13 protein-coding genes are annotated in these 17405 nt (G+C 38.8%); 9 read left to right on the forward strand and 4 right to left on the reverse strand.

The genetic code is table 11. From position 1 onward, the window contains the following. Positions 1–434: 434 nt before the first annotated feature. Together CTN07_RS11915 and CTN07_RS11920 are read left to right on the forward strand one after the other, a co-directional pair. A complete protein-coding gene (locus CTN07_RS11915; protein ID WP_005306308.1) occupies positions 435–2435 on the forward strand; it encodes a replication initiator protein RctB domain-containing protein in 2001 nt (666 codons plus the stop codon). 102 nt (positions 2436–2537) lie between these two features. Further along, the gene (locus tag CTN07_RS11920) at positions 2538–4808 is read left to right on the forward strand and encodes a patatin-like phospholipase family protein (RefSeq protein ID WP_005306306.1); all 2271 of its coding nucleotides are present in this window, start codon (positions 2538–2540) and stop codon (positions 4806–4808) included. A gap of 210 nt (positions 4809–5018) precedes the next feature. Here CTN07_RS11920 and CTN07_RS11925 read toward each other — a convergent pair whose 3' ends face one another. After that, a complete protein-coding gene (locus tag CTN07_RS11925; protein ID WP_005306303.1) occupies positions 5019–5813 on the reverse strand; it encodes an AraC family transcriptional regulator in 795 nt (264 codons plus the stop codon). 155 nt (positions 5814–5968) lie between these two features. Here CTN07_RS11925 and CTN07_RS11930 point away from each other — a divergent pair, with 155 nt between their 5' ends. The 4 genes from CTN07_RS11930 (at position 5969) to CTN07_RS11945 (ending at position 9197) form a co-directional block, all read left to right on the forward strand. After that, the gene (locus CTN07_RS11930) at positions 5969–6364 is read left to right on the forward strand and encodes a hypothetical protein (RefSeq protein WP_036765891.1); all 396 of its coding nucleotides are present in this window, start codon (positions 5969–5971) and stop codon (positions 6362–6364) included. A gap of 121 nt (positions 6365–6485) precedes the next feature. Next, positions 6486–7031 carry a 3'-5' exonuclease gene (locus CTN07_RS11935; RefSeq protein WP_036765889.1) on the forward strand — a complete coding sequence of 182 codons (546 nt, stop codon included), beginning with the start codon at positions 6486–6488 and terminating at the stop codon, positions 7029–7031. Positions 7032–7222: 191 nt separating this feature from the next. Next, positions 7223–8113: a DMT family transporter gene (locus CTN07_RS11940; protein ID WP_005306297.1), complete on the forward strand. Its 891-nt coding sequence runs from the start codon at positions 7223–7225 to the stop codon at positions 8111–8113. Between the two features lie 175 nt (positions 8114–8288). Beyond that, complete coding sequence (locus CTN07_RS11945; RefSeq protein ID WP_005306295.1) at positions 8289–9197, forward strand: LysR family transcriptional regulator; 909 nt, start codon at positions 8289–8291, stop codon at positions 9195–9197. 79 nt (positions 9198–9276) lie between these two features. Here CTN07_RS11945 and CTN07_RS11950 read toward each other — a convergent pair whose 3' ends face one another. Continuing rightward, positions 9277–10605 carry an SLC5/6 family protein gene (locus CTN07_RS11950; RefSeq protein WP_005306292.1) on the reverse strand — a complete coding sequence of 443 codons (1329 nt, stop codon included), beginning with the start codon at positions 10603–10605 and terminating at the stop codon, positions 9277–9279. Positions 10606–11176: 571 nt separating this feature from the next. Beyond that, a complete protein-coding gene (locus tag CTN07_RS11955) occupies positions 11177–12481 on the reverse strand; it encodes an L-cysteine desulfidase family protein (protein ID WP_005306290.1) in 1305 nt (434 codons plus the stop codon). Positions 12482–12941: 460 nt separating this feature from the next. Between CTN07_RS11955 and CTN07_RS11960 the strand changes: the two genes are divergently transcribed. From CTN07_RS11960 to CTN07_RS11970, 3 genes are all read left to right on the forward strand, one after another. Next, positions 12942–14303 carry an NCS2 family permease gene (locus CTN07_RS11960; protein ID WP_005306287.1) on the forward strand — a complete coding sequence of 454 codons (1362 nt, stop codon included), beginning with the start codon at positions 12942–12944 and terminating at the stop codon, positions 14301–14303. 164 nt (positions 14304–14467) lie between these two features. Then, entirely contained in the window at positions 14468–15559 is a 1092-nt protein-coding gene (locus CTN07_RS11965) for a linear amide C-N hydrolase (RefSeq protein ID WP_005306285.1), read from the forward strand. 488 nt (positions 15560–16047) lie between these two features. Then, a complete protein-coding gene (locus CTN07_RS11970) occupies positions 16048–16230 on the forward strand; it encodes a hypothetical protein (RefSeq protein ID WP_005306282.1) in 183 nt (60 codons plus the stop codon). A 202-nt stretch (positions 16231–16432) separates the two neighbouring features. On the opposite strand, the gene CTN07_RS11975 is transcribed toward CTN07_RS11970, so the two are convergent. Further along, entirely contained in the window at positions 16433–17368 is a 936-nt protein-coding gene (locus CTN07_RS11975) for a VirK/YbjX family protein (protein ID WP_005306279.1), read from the reverse strand. Between the last annotated feature and the right edge of the window lie 37 nt (positions 17369–17405).

Here is a 17405-nt window from a genome sequence, read left to right on the forward strand (position 1 = left end):
GTTCAAAAAACGATTACTTGATCATTGTTCTAGGGTGAAAATCTCAAAAAAAGAGACCCTCTTGAAGTCTTCTGTGGATAAGTCTGTGTGTAACCAATGATCAAATCATGATCATTGATTCGAATAGTTATTGATCATCGTTTCATCTCCTTGATGATCATGCTTTAGGGGCTTTGTTGATCATGCTTTCTCATACTTATTGATCATGCTTCTGTGCAGGCGTTGATCATTCTTCCTAATCTCAAAAAAATAAAAATATTACTTATCAATGACTTAAGTGCGTATTTAATGACCAGATCATAAGATCAGATAATCATATAGATCATAAAAATCAAAAAGATCAGTTAAAGAAAAAATAATAAAAAAATCTTTATTTATTGATCTTTTTCTATTAATCTCTTACGGAAAAATGATGCATCTACGGCCTTTGACAGATGAAAACCACCCAGAAGACTGATACTACAACCACGGAAAAGATATTGATCTTAGCTCCAAGATCCCACAAAGATGGGCATCTTTTTGCAATCCATTCGGCGATTGTTGATTGGCTTGGTCAATATCAACATTTTAAAGGTGTGACAAAAAGCATCATTGAATTGTTAAATCTAATTTCACTTCGAGGTTTATCAACGGTTGATGGCATGGTTTCAACAACAGAGCTTGTTGAAGCAACAGAAGGGCAGTTAACTCGTGCAGCCATTCAGCAACGGTTACGAGCAGCAGTTAATCTTGGTTTATTTACCCAGCAACCCGTGCGATTTGAAGAAGGGCTTGCAGGGAAAACAATGCTGCATCATTTTGTTAATCCAGCACATTTAATTTCACAGTTAGGTACTGGAAGTCTTATTTCTGAAACAAGTCAGGAAAAAGAAAAGAAAAAACGCTCGAAGGCTTTAGCTCAAACTCATGTTAACCGTCGTTTACTGACGGAACATGGTTTAGGTACTCCACCAAGCATGCCCGATGAGGCCGATCAAATTGTAGTTTCACCGACAAGTTGGGCTGGGATCATTGATCAAGCGTTAGCCCCTCCTCGAACAAAAAAGAGCTATCAAAAATCAATGGTAGCGATTAGTGGTACAAAAGCGATCATTGAAACTCGATCTTCAAAGTCGATCATGACGGTTGATGATCTGATGACACTATTTGCGCTGTTTACATTAACCGTGCAATACCATGATCATCATATCTCTGATTACGAACTTCAATCTCGAGTTATGGGGAATAAAACACCTGTTTATATTACCGATATTCTAGCGCTGCGCGGTAAAAAAGACAGTGGACCTGCGCGAGATTCTATTCGTGAAAGTATTGATCGTATTGAATTTACTGACTTTCAGTTACATGAATTAACCGGTCGTTGGTTAAGTGAAAATATGCCTGAAGGTTTCAAAAGTGATCGTTTTCGTTTTATTGCTCGTACGATCACAGCTTCTGAAGAAGCACCACAAGAAGGCGAAGATGGTGAGATCCGTATCAAACCTAATTTGTATATTATGGTTTGGGAACCGTCTTTTTTTGATGAATTATTAACCCGTGACTATTTCTTTTTATTCCCACCAGAGATATTGCGTCAGCATACACTTGTGTTTCAGTTGTATACGTTTTTCCGTAGTCGAATGTCGCGTAAAGGCACTGATACTATGCTTCTTAGTGAGTTAAATCAAAAGCTTGCAAGAAACATTGAGTGGAGACGTTTCTCTGTTGATTTAATTCGGGAATTGCGAAAATTAGCAAAAGATAAGATCTCTGAGTCTATTTTTGCCGTTAATTTATGGGGCTATCATTTAACGATCTCTCCAGAGGATCCGGATAAGCGCTATACCGATTACCAAATTGATATTAAATGTAATGCTGATGAAGTGATCCGTTTTTCTCGTGCAAAAACAATCAATGAAGGTAAGCGAAATATGGCACCTACCATGCCAAATCCGCTTCGAAATGAGATTATGCCAAGGCAACACCTTGATCAGCTTTCCGAAATTATTGATGGTGAATTTGAACCCATTCAGCGCAAAGAACATCGACCGAAAGGACGCCTTGGCCGTCGAATTAAGCTGCGTAAGCATTTGGTAGAAATTAATGCCGATGAATTAACGATTATTTTATCTAAATATACATCTCCAGAAGCTCTACAACGCAGTATAACGGCTCTGTCGGCTATGACTGGTCATCCCTCTAGTGCTATCACTGATGAGTGCCAGGGGTATTTAGAGAAGCTAGATTGGCTACGTGTCGGTGATGAAGTGGTATCTTATGAGACCTTAAGTAAAACAGTTGAATTATACAATAGTCAGCAAGATGCCCGACATTTGTCGATTGAACGTTTAATCTCTGGTCTAGCGGTTCGTCGTAAGGTATGTAAATTAGTTCATACTGGACATATTAATGATCAAGTCATGGCTGCATTAGATGATGTTGCAAAGGGTATATAAAATTTAGATTACTCGTCCGAAAAAGGATTCTCGTGGTAGAATCCTTTTTTCTTTTTTATCTTCTGATAACTATTTACCGAAATGATCTTTATAGAGGGTAGTATGTCGCGTTTAGATCGAATGCATGTCAGAAAAGGGTTATTGATAGTTGCATTATGTTTTAGCTCTAATATCTTTGCTGATGCGATAGATCGTCCACAGATAGATCGTAAAAAAGTTGGTTTAGTACTAAGTGGGGGAGGCGCAAAGGGCGCAGCTCACATTGGTGTTTTAGAAGTTTTGGAAGAGAACCGAATTCCTGTTGATGTCATTACTGGTACCAGTATGGGAGCCTATGTTGGTGGCATGTATGCAATGGGATTAACGGCTAAAGAGGTGAAAGATCGCACGTTAAATGCAAATTGGGATCAAGGTTACAATGATCGAGCAAAACGAAATGATCTAACATTACGTCGTAAACAGCAGAACGATGATTTTCAGCTACATACCGATCTAGGTTTAGATCTTAATGGGGAATTTAAAGCGAGACCCAGTGCTTTTCAAGGGCAGGGGATGGCCGTTTTACTGCGTAATTTAACCAATAACCTACCTGCTGTATCATCATTTGATCAATTACCAATACCTTATCGTAGCGTTGCAACCGATATTGCAAATGTTGCGCCTTATGTAATTAGTTCTGGTCATTTAGCAACAGCAATGCAAGCGTCTATGACGGTTCCCGGGGCCCTTAAGCCTGTAAAATTAAATGGCAAGCTATTGGTCGATGGTGGCGTTGTTAATAATATGCCTGTTGATATAGCCCAGAAACTGGGAGCAGATGTTATTATCGCGGTCGATTTGCGAGACAGTTTACTTCCTCAAAAAGATCTGGAAAGCGCACTTAATATCATCTCTCAGCTAACAACATACATGACGAATGCCAGTGCGGATCACCAAAAAAGTTTACTTCATCCTGGTGATATTTATATGCAACCCGATGTGAGTTTCATGCTTGCACCGGATTTCGATAAAATGGATCTAGCGTATCGCGCTGGCCGAAATATCGCGAATAAGATGTTGCCTGCTTTACTTAAATTTCAAGTTTCTCCTGCCCAATATGAACAATATTTAAAAGAAAAGCAGAACCGACGTAGTCAATTGGCGGCTCATAGTGCCTATTATATTGATACGATCGATATTGATAACCATACCCGTTTATCTGACACGGCATTACTGGCTTTATTAGATTTGAAAACGAAACGTATCATTTCTAATGAAGAGCTTGAAGAAGCGGTTAACCGCCTACAGTCTCAAGATATTTTTGCTAAAGTCGGTTACGAAATTGAACACCGATCGGGTAAAAACGTGTTAGTGATGAAAGTAGATGAAAAGCCTTGGGGACCGGGGTATCTTAATTTTAAATTAACCTTTGAAGATGATTTTTCTGAACGTTCAGATTTTACCTTTGGGGCACAATATATTTATACCGATGTGACCGATAAAGGTGGTGAATGGACGGTGGAAGCACAGCTTGGTAGCTGGAAAAAGGTGAATACAGAACTCTATTTGCCTTTTGATTATGACCAAAAATTCTTTAGTGCTTTTGGAGCGAGTTGGAACAATGAAATTCGTCAATTTAGCAATATTGATGCTGATGCCTCATCCTTAAATCTTCGTGCTGAATATGCAAACTATACTGGTTTTGCGGAACTTGGTTGGAATGTTCGCCCTTGGGCTGTCTTTAATATGGGTTATCGAATTCAAGATGGTAAAATTCGTCTACTTGTTAATGGTACGAAAGAAGATTACCGAACCTATGGCCCATACTGGAGCTTTACCTATGATGACTTGGATAATTTTTATTTCCCATCAAAAGGAACCTATTTCTCCTCTGAGTTTGGCCTTATCGACGCAAAAACAGCATTCTTAGGTGAAAGTGAATCTGGTTATGGCTCATACTATGACGTTTCATTAATTCAACCATGGAATTTAGGTCGTCATTCAGTTGTTAGCATCTTAAAGAGTGGTGGTTCTGATTCTGAAGAAATCTTACCGATTAATGTTCAAGATCTCGGTGGTCTATTTAATTTATCAGGTTATCACCGCTATGAGTTAAATGGTCGTTACAGTGCTTTTGCTGGCTTAGTGTACCGCTACCGTTTATTTGATAATGATTTTGGTGCTTTCTCATCTCCGGTATATCTCGGCGGTTCTATTGAACGTGGTGGTGTATGGAACCATATGTCTGATATGAGCTGGAATAGTGCTATCAGTGCAGGAAGTGTATTTATTGCCATCGATTCATTTTTAGGGCCTGTGTACTTTGGTTATGGCCAATCATCTCACGGTGATAATTCCATTTATCTATCTGTTGGCGGCGGTATTCAAAACTAAGAGACATATTTTGACATTGGCATGACAAAATATTGACGGATTGAGCTATTATTTATCTCGGATATAACCTTTGTCCCTTTCGATGAGTGTATTGTGGCGTTACTAAGGATAGTAATAAGACAGTAGCTAAACTCTCGAAAAGCAATATATGAGTTTTTGGCGAGCCTTCGACCGGCTCGCTTTTTTTTACCCAAAATTTGATTTAGCCTTCTAACTTTGAATATCCATCCCAATACGTTGGCGATATTGCTCTGGTGTACTTCCTGAATGTTTTTTGAATAATGTAATAAAAGGAGAGGCTTGGTGATAACCTAAAGTTAGAGCAACTTCTTTTACTGTCATTCCTTTGCGCAATAAGTGCAGTGAGTAGATATATTTTCTTCTCTGTCGCCACTCTGTAAAACTCATTCCTAACTTATCTTGGCAGTGTCTTGCTAATGTTCTCTCTGTTGTATGAAGCTCGCTTGCCCATTGTGCTAATGATTTAGCGTTTGTCGGATTCTTTTCTAACTCGACCAAAATAGGATTTAACAACTTATCATCGCTGGTTGGTAAAAACTGTTGATGTATAGGGCATTGTAAAACCTGATCGAGAAGTACTTTAACCAGTCGTTCGTCTTCTGGGGTTTGAGGATAGATCAGCTTTCGCCGACGGAAGTCATTTACAATCGCCTCAATAATGGGAGAGATTTCTAAAAGACAGGGATAACTCGGTAACGTCGATGCTAAAGGCGCAATAATATTCATCGAGCAATAATCTAAACTGCGACGAATGTAACTCTCATGAGTGACAGTTGGTGGTACCCAAACCGCATACTGAGGAGGAGAGAGAAAGCGTTTGTTTTGGGTTTTCAACTCCATTATACCGCCACTGATTAATTGTAACTGTCCCCATGAATGCCAATGCGGAATGGTTCCTGTATTTGGCAAAAAGACTTCATGACCGAAAAATATTTCAGCTGGAGGGTTGTTATCATCAAAAATTGGGCGATAGACATTTTTCATATGTAGATCATCTATATGACTCTTTTCTCTGCGTAAAGATACGGGCTTCGAGATAAGAGTTCAATCAATACCCTGACAAATCTGTACATAGAAAGGATAGATATGGCTGAATTGACTTGGCATTGTTGCAGTTGGAAAACTAGATTGGAAACAGAATGATGAAATTATGGCGTATTCCTGTATTGCTCGTTGCTCTTTTGGGCACAAGTTTATCTGTAATGGCAAAAGATACTCCTCCAATATTGTATAAAGGCGTGTACACCGTTGGTTTTGAAGTGAATGCTTTTACACCATGCAATGGTACTAAAGATTATTGGTTATACTCAGAGAATGATGCTTTAGCTGATATTGACGCAGATTTATTGGATCAAATTGCAAATGGTAAGGGCGATGAGCCGTATTTAAGTGTGTATCTTGAGTTTGACGGTGTGAATGAAGGTAAATCTGATGGTGATGGTTTTGACGGCGAATATGATGGTGTCATTAATGCTTACAAAGTGCGTTTAAGCAGTAAAGCGATACCCAACAACTGTAAGATCCACTCTCACTAAATAATGATCGTAAAGTCTTTTTGATATAGAACTCTGGATATAGTGTTCATCTCAAAGTTCACCCAAGTAAACGATAATGGTATTATTCGCGTCTGTTTACCCCGTGATCCTTGGATGAAGAATGAATTTTGACCGCTTAGTCTGTTTTGACCTCGAAATGTGCTGCTGGAATGATGGACGAAGACCAAGAACTGGTGAAATTATCGAAATTGGAGTCGCGGAACTGGATTTAAATACTGGGGAGATTGTTCGTCGAGCTCAACATTATGTGCTGCCCGAACACGATCAAGTTTCTCCGTTTTGTACCGAACTCACAGGCATCAAACCTGAGCAAGTTGAAAAGAATGGTAAGCCTTTAGCTGTTATTCTGCGTTCAATTGAGCAAAAATTTGGTGGCCGACATAAAATTTATGCCGCTTGGGGCCAAGATGACTTAATTCTTAAACGAGAATGTGAAGCTAAAGGTCTTAAGGTTCCATTTCGTGAATACCTAAATTTAGCTACTTTGTTTAAGTTACAACGCCATGTTGAGAATAAGCGATTAGGTCATCGAGCTGCAATGGATGTTGCAGGTCTTGAGTGGGAAGGTCGTCAGCATTCTGGTTATGTCGATGCGTACAATCTAGCGCGATTGGCAAGAACCATGTTTTGTGACGTTAATTCTTAATTAATTTAAGCGGAGCAAGTGCTTCGCTTTTTTGCATTTATCGCCAATACCATTCTTTTTCTGATTATGTCTGATAAATAACTCAACATGTCCGATTACGAATATGTGTTCGGTAAATGACGTGACACAATAGCCTTATTGAGACTTGTATATTCGAGTAGTCTCCTGCAAATTCTGCATTAAGGCGTGTTATGTTCTACCTATTTCCCCTGTTAACCGTTACGATCTGGGCCATAAATGCCATCGTAAATAAACTTTCATTTAGTGTTATTGATCCTGGTGCGATCTCTTTTTATCGCTGGTTTTTTGCCATGGTGACGTTAACACCTTTTGTCGCAATTGGTGCTTGGCGCAAGCGTCATATTATTAAGCCCTATCTATCCAAATTAGCGTTTTTAGCTCTACTTGGTATGGTATTAAACCAATCTCTTGGTTATTTTGCAGCAGCTACCACTTCTGCAACTAATATGGCTTTAATTATCTCATTGGTGCCGCTTATCAGCATGTTTTTAAGTGTCCCTTTACTCGGCCAACGATTAGCTCCAATGGCGTTAGTCGGGGCTGTTCTGTCCCTAGCTGGCCTCATCTTTATGTTAGGGCATGGTGATATTTCTTATTTATTAGCACAAGGGATCACTCAAGGAGATGGCTTATTACTGATTGCCGCGTTTGTATATGCTCTTTATAGCGTGTTACTGAAACGTTGGAAAATGCCGATAAGCAATTGGCAGTCTGTGTATGTTCAGACATTATTTGCGGTGATCATGCTAACTCCTCTTTTGATTACAAGTCATCGTTCGGGTATTACCGCCGATTCTTTACCACTTATTATGTATGCTGCTATCCCGGCTTCGGTGATTGCACCATGGTGCTGGCTACAAGCTATTGAACGATTAGGTGCTGATCGTACGGCGATGTTTATGAATTTAATGCCTGTAATTGCTGCAATTGTTGCCAGTATTGTTCTGCACGAGCAACTGGCTTATTACCACTATATTGGAGGAATGATGGTGTTGGCAGGTGTTGCATTAGCACAGCGAAAACCCAAACAGCCACCAGCAAAAGATATGGCAATTGCTTAATTGATTTAGTAATGAGAAAAAACGGCTTGATAATAAGCCGTTTTTTTATGCTTTTTTCTTTTAGTTATTGTTTTGATCTTTGGTCGATTGATTGAAGAGAGCTAAATAGTTGATTGTCTTGATTATGACTGGCACCATTACCCAACAAAAGACATTAGATAGATAAAGGTAAGCTATGGATCTCAATACCGTTGCGATTTTTGCACAAGTTGTCGAATGTGGCAGTTTTACCCAGGCAGCAGAGGCTCTAGAGTTAACCAAATCTACAGTGAGTCGAAAAGTTGCTGAATTAGAAAGCCACTTAGGGGTTAGGTTATTAACGCGATCAACGCGACATATTACTCTAACTCAAGAAGGGGAGCTGTTTTATCAATCTTGCGCTCAGATGATGGACATCATTTCACAAGCCGAATTGGAAGTGACTGCAAATCAGGATCAAGTCCGTGGAAGGATTAATATTGCGATGCCGGTAGAAGTAGGACAACAGGTCTTAATTCCGTATATCAATGAATATCTGCGTCAATATCCAAATGTGGTTATCCATCTTGATCTAACCAATAAACCTGTTGAGCTAATCAGTGAAGGTATTGATCTTTACGTTCAAATTGGGCCAATTGAAGATTCAAGTCTTATTGCTCGTCAATTTCACTCTTCGCATCGTATTTTGGTTGCTAGCCCTGAATATTTGAAACAATATGGTGAGATTAACGCTCCGACTGATTTAAAAGATCCTCATTACCAGATTCGAATTGATAATGCCGCAAGGGTGAACTCAGCTTGGCAAATATCACAAAATGAGCAAGAGTTTCATATCGAACTTCCTCATCGTATTCAGGTTAATACTATTTCAGCTGCAGCTGATGCGTGTGTTGATAGTTTGGGTATTGCTCTATTGCCTGAGTTTATTTGTCTTCCTCACCTTGAAACTGGGCGACTTGTTCATTTATTGCCAGAGTGGAAAATGCCGGAAGTTCCAATCAGTTTGGTTTACTCTCAGCGAAATTTAATGCCAAAGAGATTGCGGCTATTGATTGATTTTTTGATGTCTAAAATGGAAGAGCGTCATAAGCTAGGTTCTCGCTAATAAGATAAAGATTTGGATAGTAAAAGGGCTATGATCGATTTTTCGACCATAGCCCTTTTTCGTATCTTTTACTGTCAAATTACATAAAAGCAAGTAGTGGAGAAATACAAAGCAAGATACCAGTAATAATAATTAGATTGGTCGCTACACCTTTGTATTTATGTAAGCTAGGCACTTTATATACCAAGTATGCTGGGATCAAACAGCCAACTAAACCAAAGATCGGACTACAGATAGAAGTGAACGACAAGATTGGTGCATTAAGTGCAACCGCAGACCATGCCAGCAAAATAATAAATACGGTTACCAATTTATTAACCAATTGACGGTTAATTTGGGACTCTTCAAATTTTCGTAGCAGCAGATTCATTGCTAAACCACGACATGCTTCTTGGAACGCAAGGAATACTCCAAAGAAGGAGGTTACGACCGCAAAGATATTGATAACAATTCCGGTAATTGTCGCCCAACTTCCAGGAAAGTAATGAGCAATAATGGCAAGAGCAGAGATATTTTGTTGCATAGCTTCATGAGCTTGCTCTTGATTTATTGCAAAGGTAAACGATATTGCGAAGAAGAACACGACAACAAATAAGATAGAAAATGCGATAGTCATGGCACGAGAGGCTTTATAACGTGCAACTTCAATCGATTTTTCATGGGAGCGGTATGAGATCACCATTGGGCTAAGTGATTGGATAAATAGGATCGAGGTTAGCGTAAACGGTAAGGTAATGATCGCATCCTTGATCATTGTTCCCATATTTCCCATTGCTGGAATATTATTGAAATCCCAGCGAGAAATAAGCAGTACTCCCATAACACCAACCAAAGTTAATACCGTTACTGCCATAAATCCTGACAGTTTAAACAGCAACTTTTCACCTTTAGAACCGATAAAGGCCAAAATACAGATAAGTGCTAAGCCATAAAAAGCATTTTGGTTTAAATGGCCTTCGGTAATGCCAAAGGTATGCAGATAAGATGAGCTATCATTGGTAACGGCAAGTGAATATACCAGTACCCAAATAACTAACATCAAAAAATAGAGAATACCAAGAGCTACACCCCAGTTTTTGCCTAAGTAGCCAGAAATAACGCCAGGGTAATCTGTACATTCTTTTGATTCTGCTAACGTATTAATAAATAGCTTTTGGAAGAGATACATTGCTGGGTAGCCAATGATCGAAGAGAGTAGAAAGACCCAAAGTCCCATCACGCCAACTTGCACAGGAAGGAAAACAATACCGGCACCAATTGCCATGCCGATACTCATTACAATCCATCCAATATCAACGCTGTCAAATTTTATCGCTTGCTTCCACTCTTGCTCTGACATATTGGCTCTAATGTGGGGTGAGACTTTGGTATTGCACGCAGATTTTACTGCTGGGGTGATATCACTCATAGTGGTTTCCATTTAGTAGGGTTGTTATTTTTATTTTAGATACAGAGCATCAATTCTCTTCAAGATGAGCATACGCAGATATGAAGAGAATTATTTTGCAAAAAAACGCATGTAACTAGCATAAAAAGAAATCCATTCTCTGCCATTGGGTTAAGCATAAAATGAATTTTCACCCTTGATTTTGATCAGTTTAAATGATCTTTTTTGTGTCTAATAGTTTGAATTACTTCAATATTTTTATATTTATTTGGCTCTGTAATGGCCTTGTGTTTTCATCTGTTACTGAGAGATAAATCGCAAGTTTAGTCATTTTTTCTAAAATAAGCTGTTAGGTGGAGACTTATTCTAAAAAGGGAACAATCTTGAGTAATTTTATCTGGTATTACAGATTGGATAGGATTATCTCGCTAGAGAATATAATTAGAAATAACTAAAGGTTATAAGTTATCACTAATGCTTATTAAGAAGGGAATAAATAGAATTAAAAATCAATTGAGAGGTAAGGATAAACCCATTGCATTTACACAATGGGCTTAGTTGTACGGAGAGTAAATGATGATCCGAAGTGGTATTACGACTTGTTCACCATGATATCTAGAATTTGCACATCGGTTTGAGTCATTGCGCCATTGGCTAGAGCGGATAAGTTGCGAATAGATGTATCTACATCATCTGCCACAATACCTTCGTTACCTGTTACACGAATACCATCAAGGGCCATTAATGCGGCTTTAACGGCAGCGCTAGCAGAAGATGAAACTTTCATTGCACAACTGGTTTTTGCACCATCACAAATAATACCGGCAATATCCCCAATCATGCTGCAAATAGCAGAGCTGATTTGTGGAAAGTTACCACCCAGTAACCAAGTCATCCCCGCTACCGCTCCCATTGAAGCTGTTGTTGCTCCACAAAGTGCTGAGAGCTTATTTTGATGACTTTTAATATAAATGGCCATTAAATGGGAAAGCATAAGAGCTCGAATTTGTTGCTCTTTATTGGCTTTAATAAAATCGGCCACAGCAACAACTGGCATTGTGGCTGCAATCCCCTGGTTACCAGAACCTGAGTTACTCATTGCAGGCTTCATAGCTCCATCCATTCGCGCATCAGATGCAGCAGAGGTTCGGCAGAGTACCTCAGTTAAAAGACCGCCAGATAAGAGTCCACGGTCGACATTACGCTGGAATGTAGCACCAATTTGTAAGCCGTATTTACCTGTTAGGCCTTCAATAGATAATGCGTCATTAAGCTCATAAGCTTGTTCAATAAAACGAATATCTTCAAGAGGGGCATTCATTGCAAAATCATAGATATCTTCTGCAATGGCTTCTATAAATGGATTTTCAGCGGCGCTCGCTTTTTGTGCTGATGCATCTTTTTGTGCCGTAAACGTCGTGATGCCGTCTTCTTCAATTGCAATTACTTGTGTGTGACTATCGGCAATGGTAACACTAACAAAATGCTCTCCGCTGTATAACGTTGCTTTGGCATAAAGAATATTGGTAACATCGGCAACGGTTACTGCAACATTACCATTATCAATAAGCGCTTTACCTAACTTAACGTCTTGCTCGGTGATATTTTTTAATACTTCAAGTTGTGCTTGTGAATCACCTGCGATAGCTCCAACTGCAGCAGCAATGGGTAAGCCAACCATACCTGTTCCTGGTACTCCAACACCCATTCCGTTTTTCATTAGGTTTGGTGATACTTGAGCACGAATTGCATCTATCTGAGTAACTCCTCGTTGCTTTAGTTTCTCCATCGCAATGGCAGCAGCAAGAGCAACTGAGACTGGCTCGGTACAGCCAAGAGCTGGAACCACATCGCGTTTAACAACAGAAATAAACCCATTCCATAGATGCTTTTTCATTATATTCACCTTAAATCCACTGCTAGAGATACAGAGCTTGTTAGCGATATAGAAGAAATAAAGTGCTCTGTATGATTTTGGATTATATTAACGCTAGAAATGAAGAAATGTTTTCCCTTTTTATCCTCATTTTTTATTGATATATAGAAATGTTTTCTATGATTGTTGCTGTGAATAGGTTGTTTGTTGACTGGATCACATAATTAATAGAATTTAAATTGTTAATTATCTGTAAGCTTTAAACGTAAATTTCACATATTTTCTTAATCTGTAGCAATCGTTTTCGTTTGCAATTAATTGTCTGCTGTTTTCTTCACCAAATACCAATGAGATCATCATCAAATTTTTGCTTTTTGTGTTAAAGCTTCTTAAAATCGCGGCAAAAATTAAAAAGCCAAACGTTTGCGTTGCGTTTTTTTACTTCCTTTAAGCCTGACGACAATCATGAAGGATAACTCTCATGTCAGATAATCGCTCCATTGCTTCTCATGCAACTGGTCATACTGGGTTAGATCGTTTTTTTCAAATCTCTGAACGTGGTAGCTCCGTGCGCCAAGAAGTCGTTGCTGGATTAACGACATTTTTAGCAATGGTATATTCTGTTATCGTTGTTCCAAGCATGTTAGGTGCGGCAGGTTTTAACCAAGGTGCTGTATTTATTGCAACGTGTTTAGTTGCGGCCTTTGGTTCTTTACTTATGGGTCTTTGGGCTAATCTTCCGATGGCTATTGGGTGTGCCATTTCTTTAACTGCTTTTACCGCATTTAGTTTAGTGCTAGGGCAAGGGATCAGTATTCCTGTTGCGTTGGGTGCCGTATTTTTAATGGGTTTAATCTTTACTGCGATTACCGTAACAGGGGTACGGAAGTGGATTTTATCTAATATGCCTTTTGGAATTGCTCATGGTACAGGCATTGGTATTGGTCTATTTCTATTGTTAATTGCAGCCAATGGTGTTGGTTTAGTAGTTAAAAACCCTCATGAAGGTCTCCCTGTTGCAATGGGGGATTTCACTTCTCTACCTGTACTTATGTCTCTTATTGGTTTAGCTGCGATATTTGGTCTTGAAAAACGTCGCGTTCCTGGTGGTATTTTATTAGTTATTATTGCTATTTCTGTTTTTGGTTTAATTTTCGACCCGAAAGTAACATTCCATGGCTTCTTTGCAATGCCAACTTTTGGCAGTGAAGGGGAATCTTTGCTTGGCACTATGGACATTATGGGGGCACTAAACCCAGTTGTTTTGCCAAGTGTTCTAGCCCTTGTGATGACGGCTATTTTTGATGCTACAGGTACGATTCGTGCTGTTGCAGGACAGGCTAATTTGCTCAATGAACGTGGTCATATTATTAGTGGTGGTAAAGCTCTTACTGCAGACTCAGTAAGCAGTATTTTTGCTGGTTTTGTTGGTGGTGCTCCTGCTGCTGTTTATATTGAATCAGCCGCTGGAACTGCAGCTGGTGGTAAAACTGGCTTAACAGCAACCGTTGTTGGTGCTCTGTTTCTACTTATGCTATTTCTCTCTCCATTAAGTTACTTAGTTCCTGCTTACGCGACCGCACCAGCTCTTATGTATGTCGGTCTACTTATGCTCAGTAATGTTAGCAAATTAAATATGGACGATCTGGTTGATGGTCTTTCAGGATTACTGTGTGCTGTCTTTATTGTATTAACTAGCAATATTGTTACAGGCATCATGTTAGGTTTTGCCGCACTTGTTATTGGACGCGTCATTTCTGGTGAGTGGCGTCGCCTTAACATCGGAACTGTACTGATTGCGATTGTTCTTGTTGCTTTTTATGCTGGTGGTTGGGCTATTTAAGATTTAATCATTAGAACGTTATAAAAGCCCTTGAGTTAGTATGATCTCAAGGGTTTTTTTGTGATTAAGAAATATTTTTTTACATGCCAATAAAACATTGTTTTTGACGATGAGATAAAAACATGTAATATCGTCGCCAATATTGATACATGGTGATGTGAAACATGAAACTAAAATTATTAAGTGCGTTACTGGCCTCTGTTGTCGCATACTCAGCTAATGCGTGTACAGGTATCTCTCTTTCATCTACTAACCACGATTATGTTCAAGCTCGTACTATTGAGTGGGGCGAAAGCGATCTAAATAGCAAGCTGGTTGTTTCTCCTCGAGAGCATTCGTATACCTCTATCTTACCAGATCAAAAGAAAGGCTTAACTTGGCAGAGCAAATATGGTTTTGCTGGTATCTCAGTAAGTGATGACCGTTTTATTGCCGAAGGGGTAAACGAAGAAGGCTTAACCGCAGGATTATTCTATTTTAAGAATTACGGCTCTTTAGCTAAGTACGATCCAAACTCTGTTGCGAATAATATTACAGATATGGATTTTGTTCGTTGGATGTTAAGTCAATTTAAAACGGTAGCAGAAGTCGAGCAGGCGCTTAATCAGATTAAGATTGTTCCTGTTTATATGGATGCAAAAGGTAATCCATCACCAACTGCCCACTGGCGTGTTTCTGATAAGCAAGGTAACAGCATCGTGATTGAGATTATGGATCATGGGCAGATCCATATTCATAAAAATACCGCTAAAGTCCTGACTAATGCTCCTGACTATAATTGGCAGGTAACAAATTTAAATAACTACATAAATTTACATCCGGGAGTGAGTCAGGCTCAGCAGATTAATGGCGTTAATGCTTTCTCATTTGGCGTTGGCTCTGGTGCTTTAGGCTTACCTGGCGATATTACACCACCGTCACGATTTGTTCGTGCGGCATTTTATGTAAACTCGGCACCTGTTATGAAAACGGGTGATGAAGCTGTTTCTCAAGCATTTCATATTTTAAATAACTTCGATATTCCAATCGGCAGTGAGTTTAATGCAAAGGAATACATCCCAGCAGATTTACCAAGTGCGACACAATGGACATCAGTTATCGATCAGACTCGTGGGTTGTTGTTCTACAAAACTATGCGTGATAGCACCATCAAGAAGGTAGATTTAAGTAAGCTAAGCTTTACTGGTAAGAAAGAAGAAGTTCGTCCTTTAGATAATGGTAAGTTTTCGGTTGAAGACGTGACGCCATCTCTTTAAGTAAAGTACGTCATTGTTAAGTTAGAAGCACAGTATTTTTTAAGGTACTGTGCTTTTTTTGTGTTTTATATCCCTATCTAGATACTATTTTGGTGTAGAGCTAATACTCTATATATTTGCAATGTATTATTTCCAATAATGAAAGGATTTAATTCGGTGAATATTCCTAGCTTGCTTTTTATGTTTATTTTTTGATTTGTTGTTTGATGAGTTATGAATGACTTTAAGTTGATGCTTGATTATTCATAAGCTTAGAAAAATAGAATTATTTATATCTTTTCATTTTTATTATTATTTTTAATAGTCGTCCAAAGCTCAATCGTATTACATGCAATTTAGGACAATACGACTTTTACATTATACGAATCTAACGTTGCAACTATGTCGCTAATAATTTTTAAATCTTCTGGTATGTTTAGTATCGAAGTCGCCACAAGAATACTGACATGCTTCATTATCATAAGTACAGAGACATCTAGGAGCGTAATATGAAAGTTGTTATTGAGTTTACAGAAACCGGTAAATATCGTGATCAAGCATGGGAAGGTTCATTTCTTTGCTCAAAAGGTCAACTACACGCAGTAACACCTTCTTATGCCGCGCAGTTAATCCAACAGCGCAAAGCGGTTGTCTGTATGGATAAAGATGGTGAGATCCGAATTGAGAAATAATGTAATTTCTTAATTTAGTACAGAATTAGAATTAACTAAGTTATGTATCACAATGGATGTGCTCATTCTCTACATAACTTAGTTTCCTAAATGAAACCTTTTTTATTCACAGTTTTTTTCATTTTGGGAAGATTACAAGTATTGCTTATAGATACTTGGGTTAAGCGGGGAAAGCCGGATGCTTTCCCTATTTTTTTATCTTTCATTTATAAAGCATAATACTGTTTGCTAACGCTATTTTACATTCATCAAGCCATTGATAACGTTTAGTATAGAGTTTTCGCTTGGTTCTATTTAGTTGATCTACATCTTTTCGTTCTGGTTGAGTGGGTAGCTGATAGGTATACTTATCAATACGCTTACCATGGTATTCCTGCCATAGCTTATCGTAATCAAAACTCACTGCATTTCGTTTCGAACCTATATAACGCAACGCTTGATAAATATGGCCTTGGTTAGATATGGCACATATGTTCTCTATCTCAAAGAGCTGTGCAAACATCATTACGATTTCAACCATTAAGGCTTTGGTTCGCAGGCCATGTAATGCTTTGGTAAGACTTTTTATCGTTTCATTTCGATTATAGATACTCTCCGTAGGCCCTTGTAGAGAACCAATGTAAAGAGTATTTTCAGTTGTTGATATCGTAAAGCTGATTGAATAAAGCCGTTGACCGTATTCATCGATAAGTTGGAGCCCTAGCGATCCTTCTCTGCGTTCGCCTGAGTTGAGATTAATACTGTAGGATCTTTTGTCTTTATCTTGAAACTGATATAACACGATGCCTCTATTTTTATAGATAGCATCTATATGATAAGGAAAATGTTTAAGCATAAAAGTGAAATGCTCAACAATAAGTTGGGTTCTTCTTGCTTGTGACCATCCAAGATTGCCATAGGGCTTTAAAGGCTTTTCGAGAAGACAAGGAAATTGCGTTTTTAATGGTGCTAGCAGAGGTGTGGTCAACAAATCTAGCATGGTTTGAACCGTTTTTGGCGAGGTTAAGCACCAAAAAACAAAGCGAGCATTTTTACGTATTTTTTGAATCCCTGCTGTATGTGGATACACTAAGTTTGCAAGGCTAATTGCTTGCTGTAGCCGACTATTGTTATCTTGGGATGGTAAAGTAGTGCTCACTGGATATCCTTGGCTATTTACGATAGAACATCCCATC

The organism is Photobacterium damselae, assembly GCF_003026815.1.
GTDB lineage: Bacteria > Pseudomonadota > Gammaproteobacteria > Enterobacterales > Vibrionaceae > Photobacterium > Photobacterium damselae.

Bases quoted from the DNA above. Each gene is read 5' to 3' on its own strand.
- CTN07_RS11955 (WP_005306290.1), bottom strand. From the start codon at position 12,481: ATGAAAAAGCATCTATGGAATGGGTTTATTTCTGTTGTTAAACGCGAT.
- CTN07_RS11920 (WP_005306306.1), top strand. From the start codon at position 2,538: ATGTCGCGTTTAGATCGAATGCATGTCAGAAAAGGGTTATTGATAGTT.
- CTN07_RS11970 (WP_005306282.1), top strand. From the start codon at position 16,048: ATGAAAGTTGTTATTGAGTTTACAGAAACCGGTAAATATCGTGATCAA.
- CTN07_RS11915 (WP_005306308.1), top strand. From the start codon at position 435: ATGAAAACCACCCAGAAGACTGATACTACAACCACGGAAAAGATATTG.
- CTN07_RS11940 (WP_005306297.1), top strand. From the start codon at position 7,223: ATGTTCTACCTATTTCCCCTGTTAACCGTTACGATCTGGGCCATAAAT.
- CTN07_RS11930 (WP_036765891.1), top strand. From the start codon at position 5,969: ATGATGAAATTATGGCGTATTCCTGTATTGCTCGTTGCTCTTTTGGGC.
- CTN07_RS11925 (WP_005306303.1), bottom strand. From the start codon at position 5,813: ATGAAAAATGTCTATCGCCCAATTTTTGATGATAACAACCCTCCAGCT.
- CTN07_RS11935 (WP_036765889.1), top strand. From the start codon at position 6,486: ATGAATTTTGACCGCTTAGTCTGTTTTGACCTCGAAATGTGCTGCTGG.
- CTN07_RS11945 (WP_005306295.1), top strand. From the start codon at position 8,289: ATGGATCTCAATACCGTTGCGATTTTTGCACAAGTTGTCGAATGTGGC.
- CTN07_RS11965 (WP_005306285.1), top strand. From the start codon at position 14,468: ATGAAACTAAAATTATTAAGTGCGTTACTGGCCTCTGTTGTCGCATAC.
- CTN07_RS11960 (WP_005306287.1), top strand. From the start codon at position 12,942: ATGTCAGATAATCGCTCCATTGCTTCTCATGCAACTGGTCATACTGGG.
- CTN07_RS11950 (WP_005306292.1), bottom strand. From the start codon at position 10,605: ATGAGTGATATCACCCCAGCAGTAAAATCTGCGTGCAATACCAAAGTC.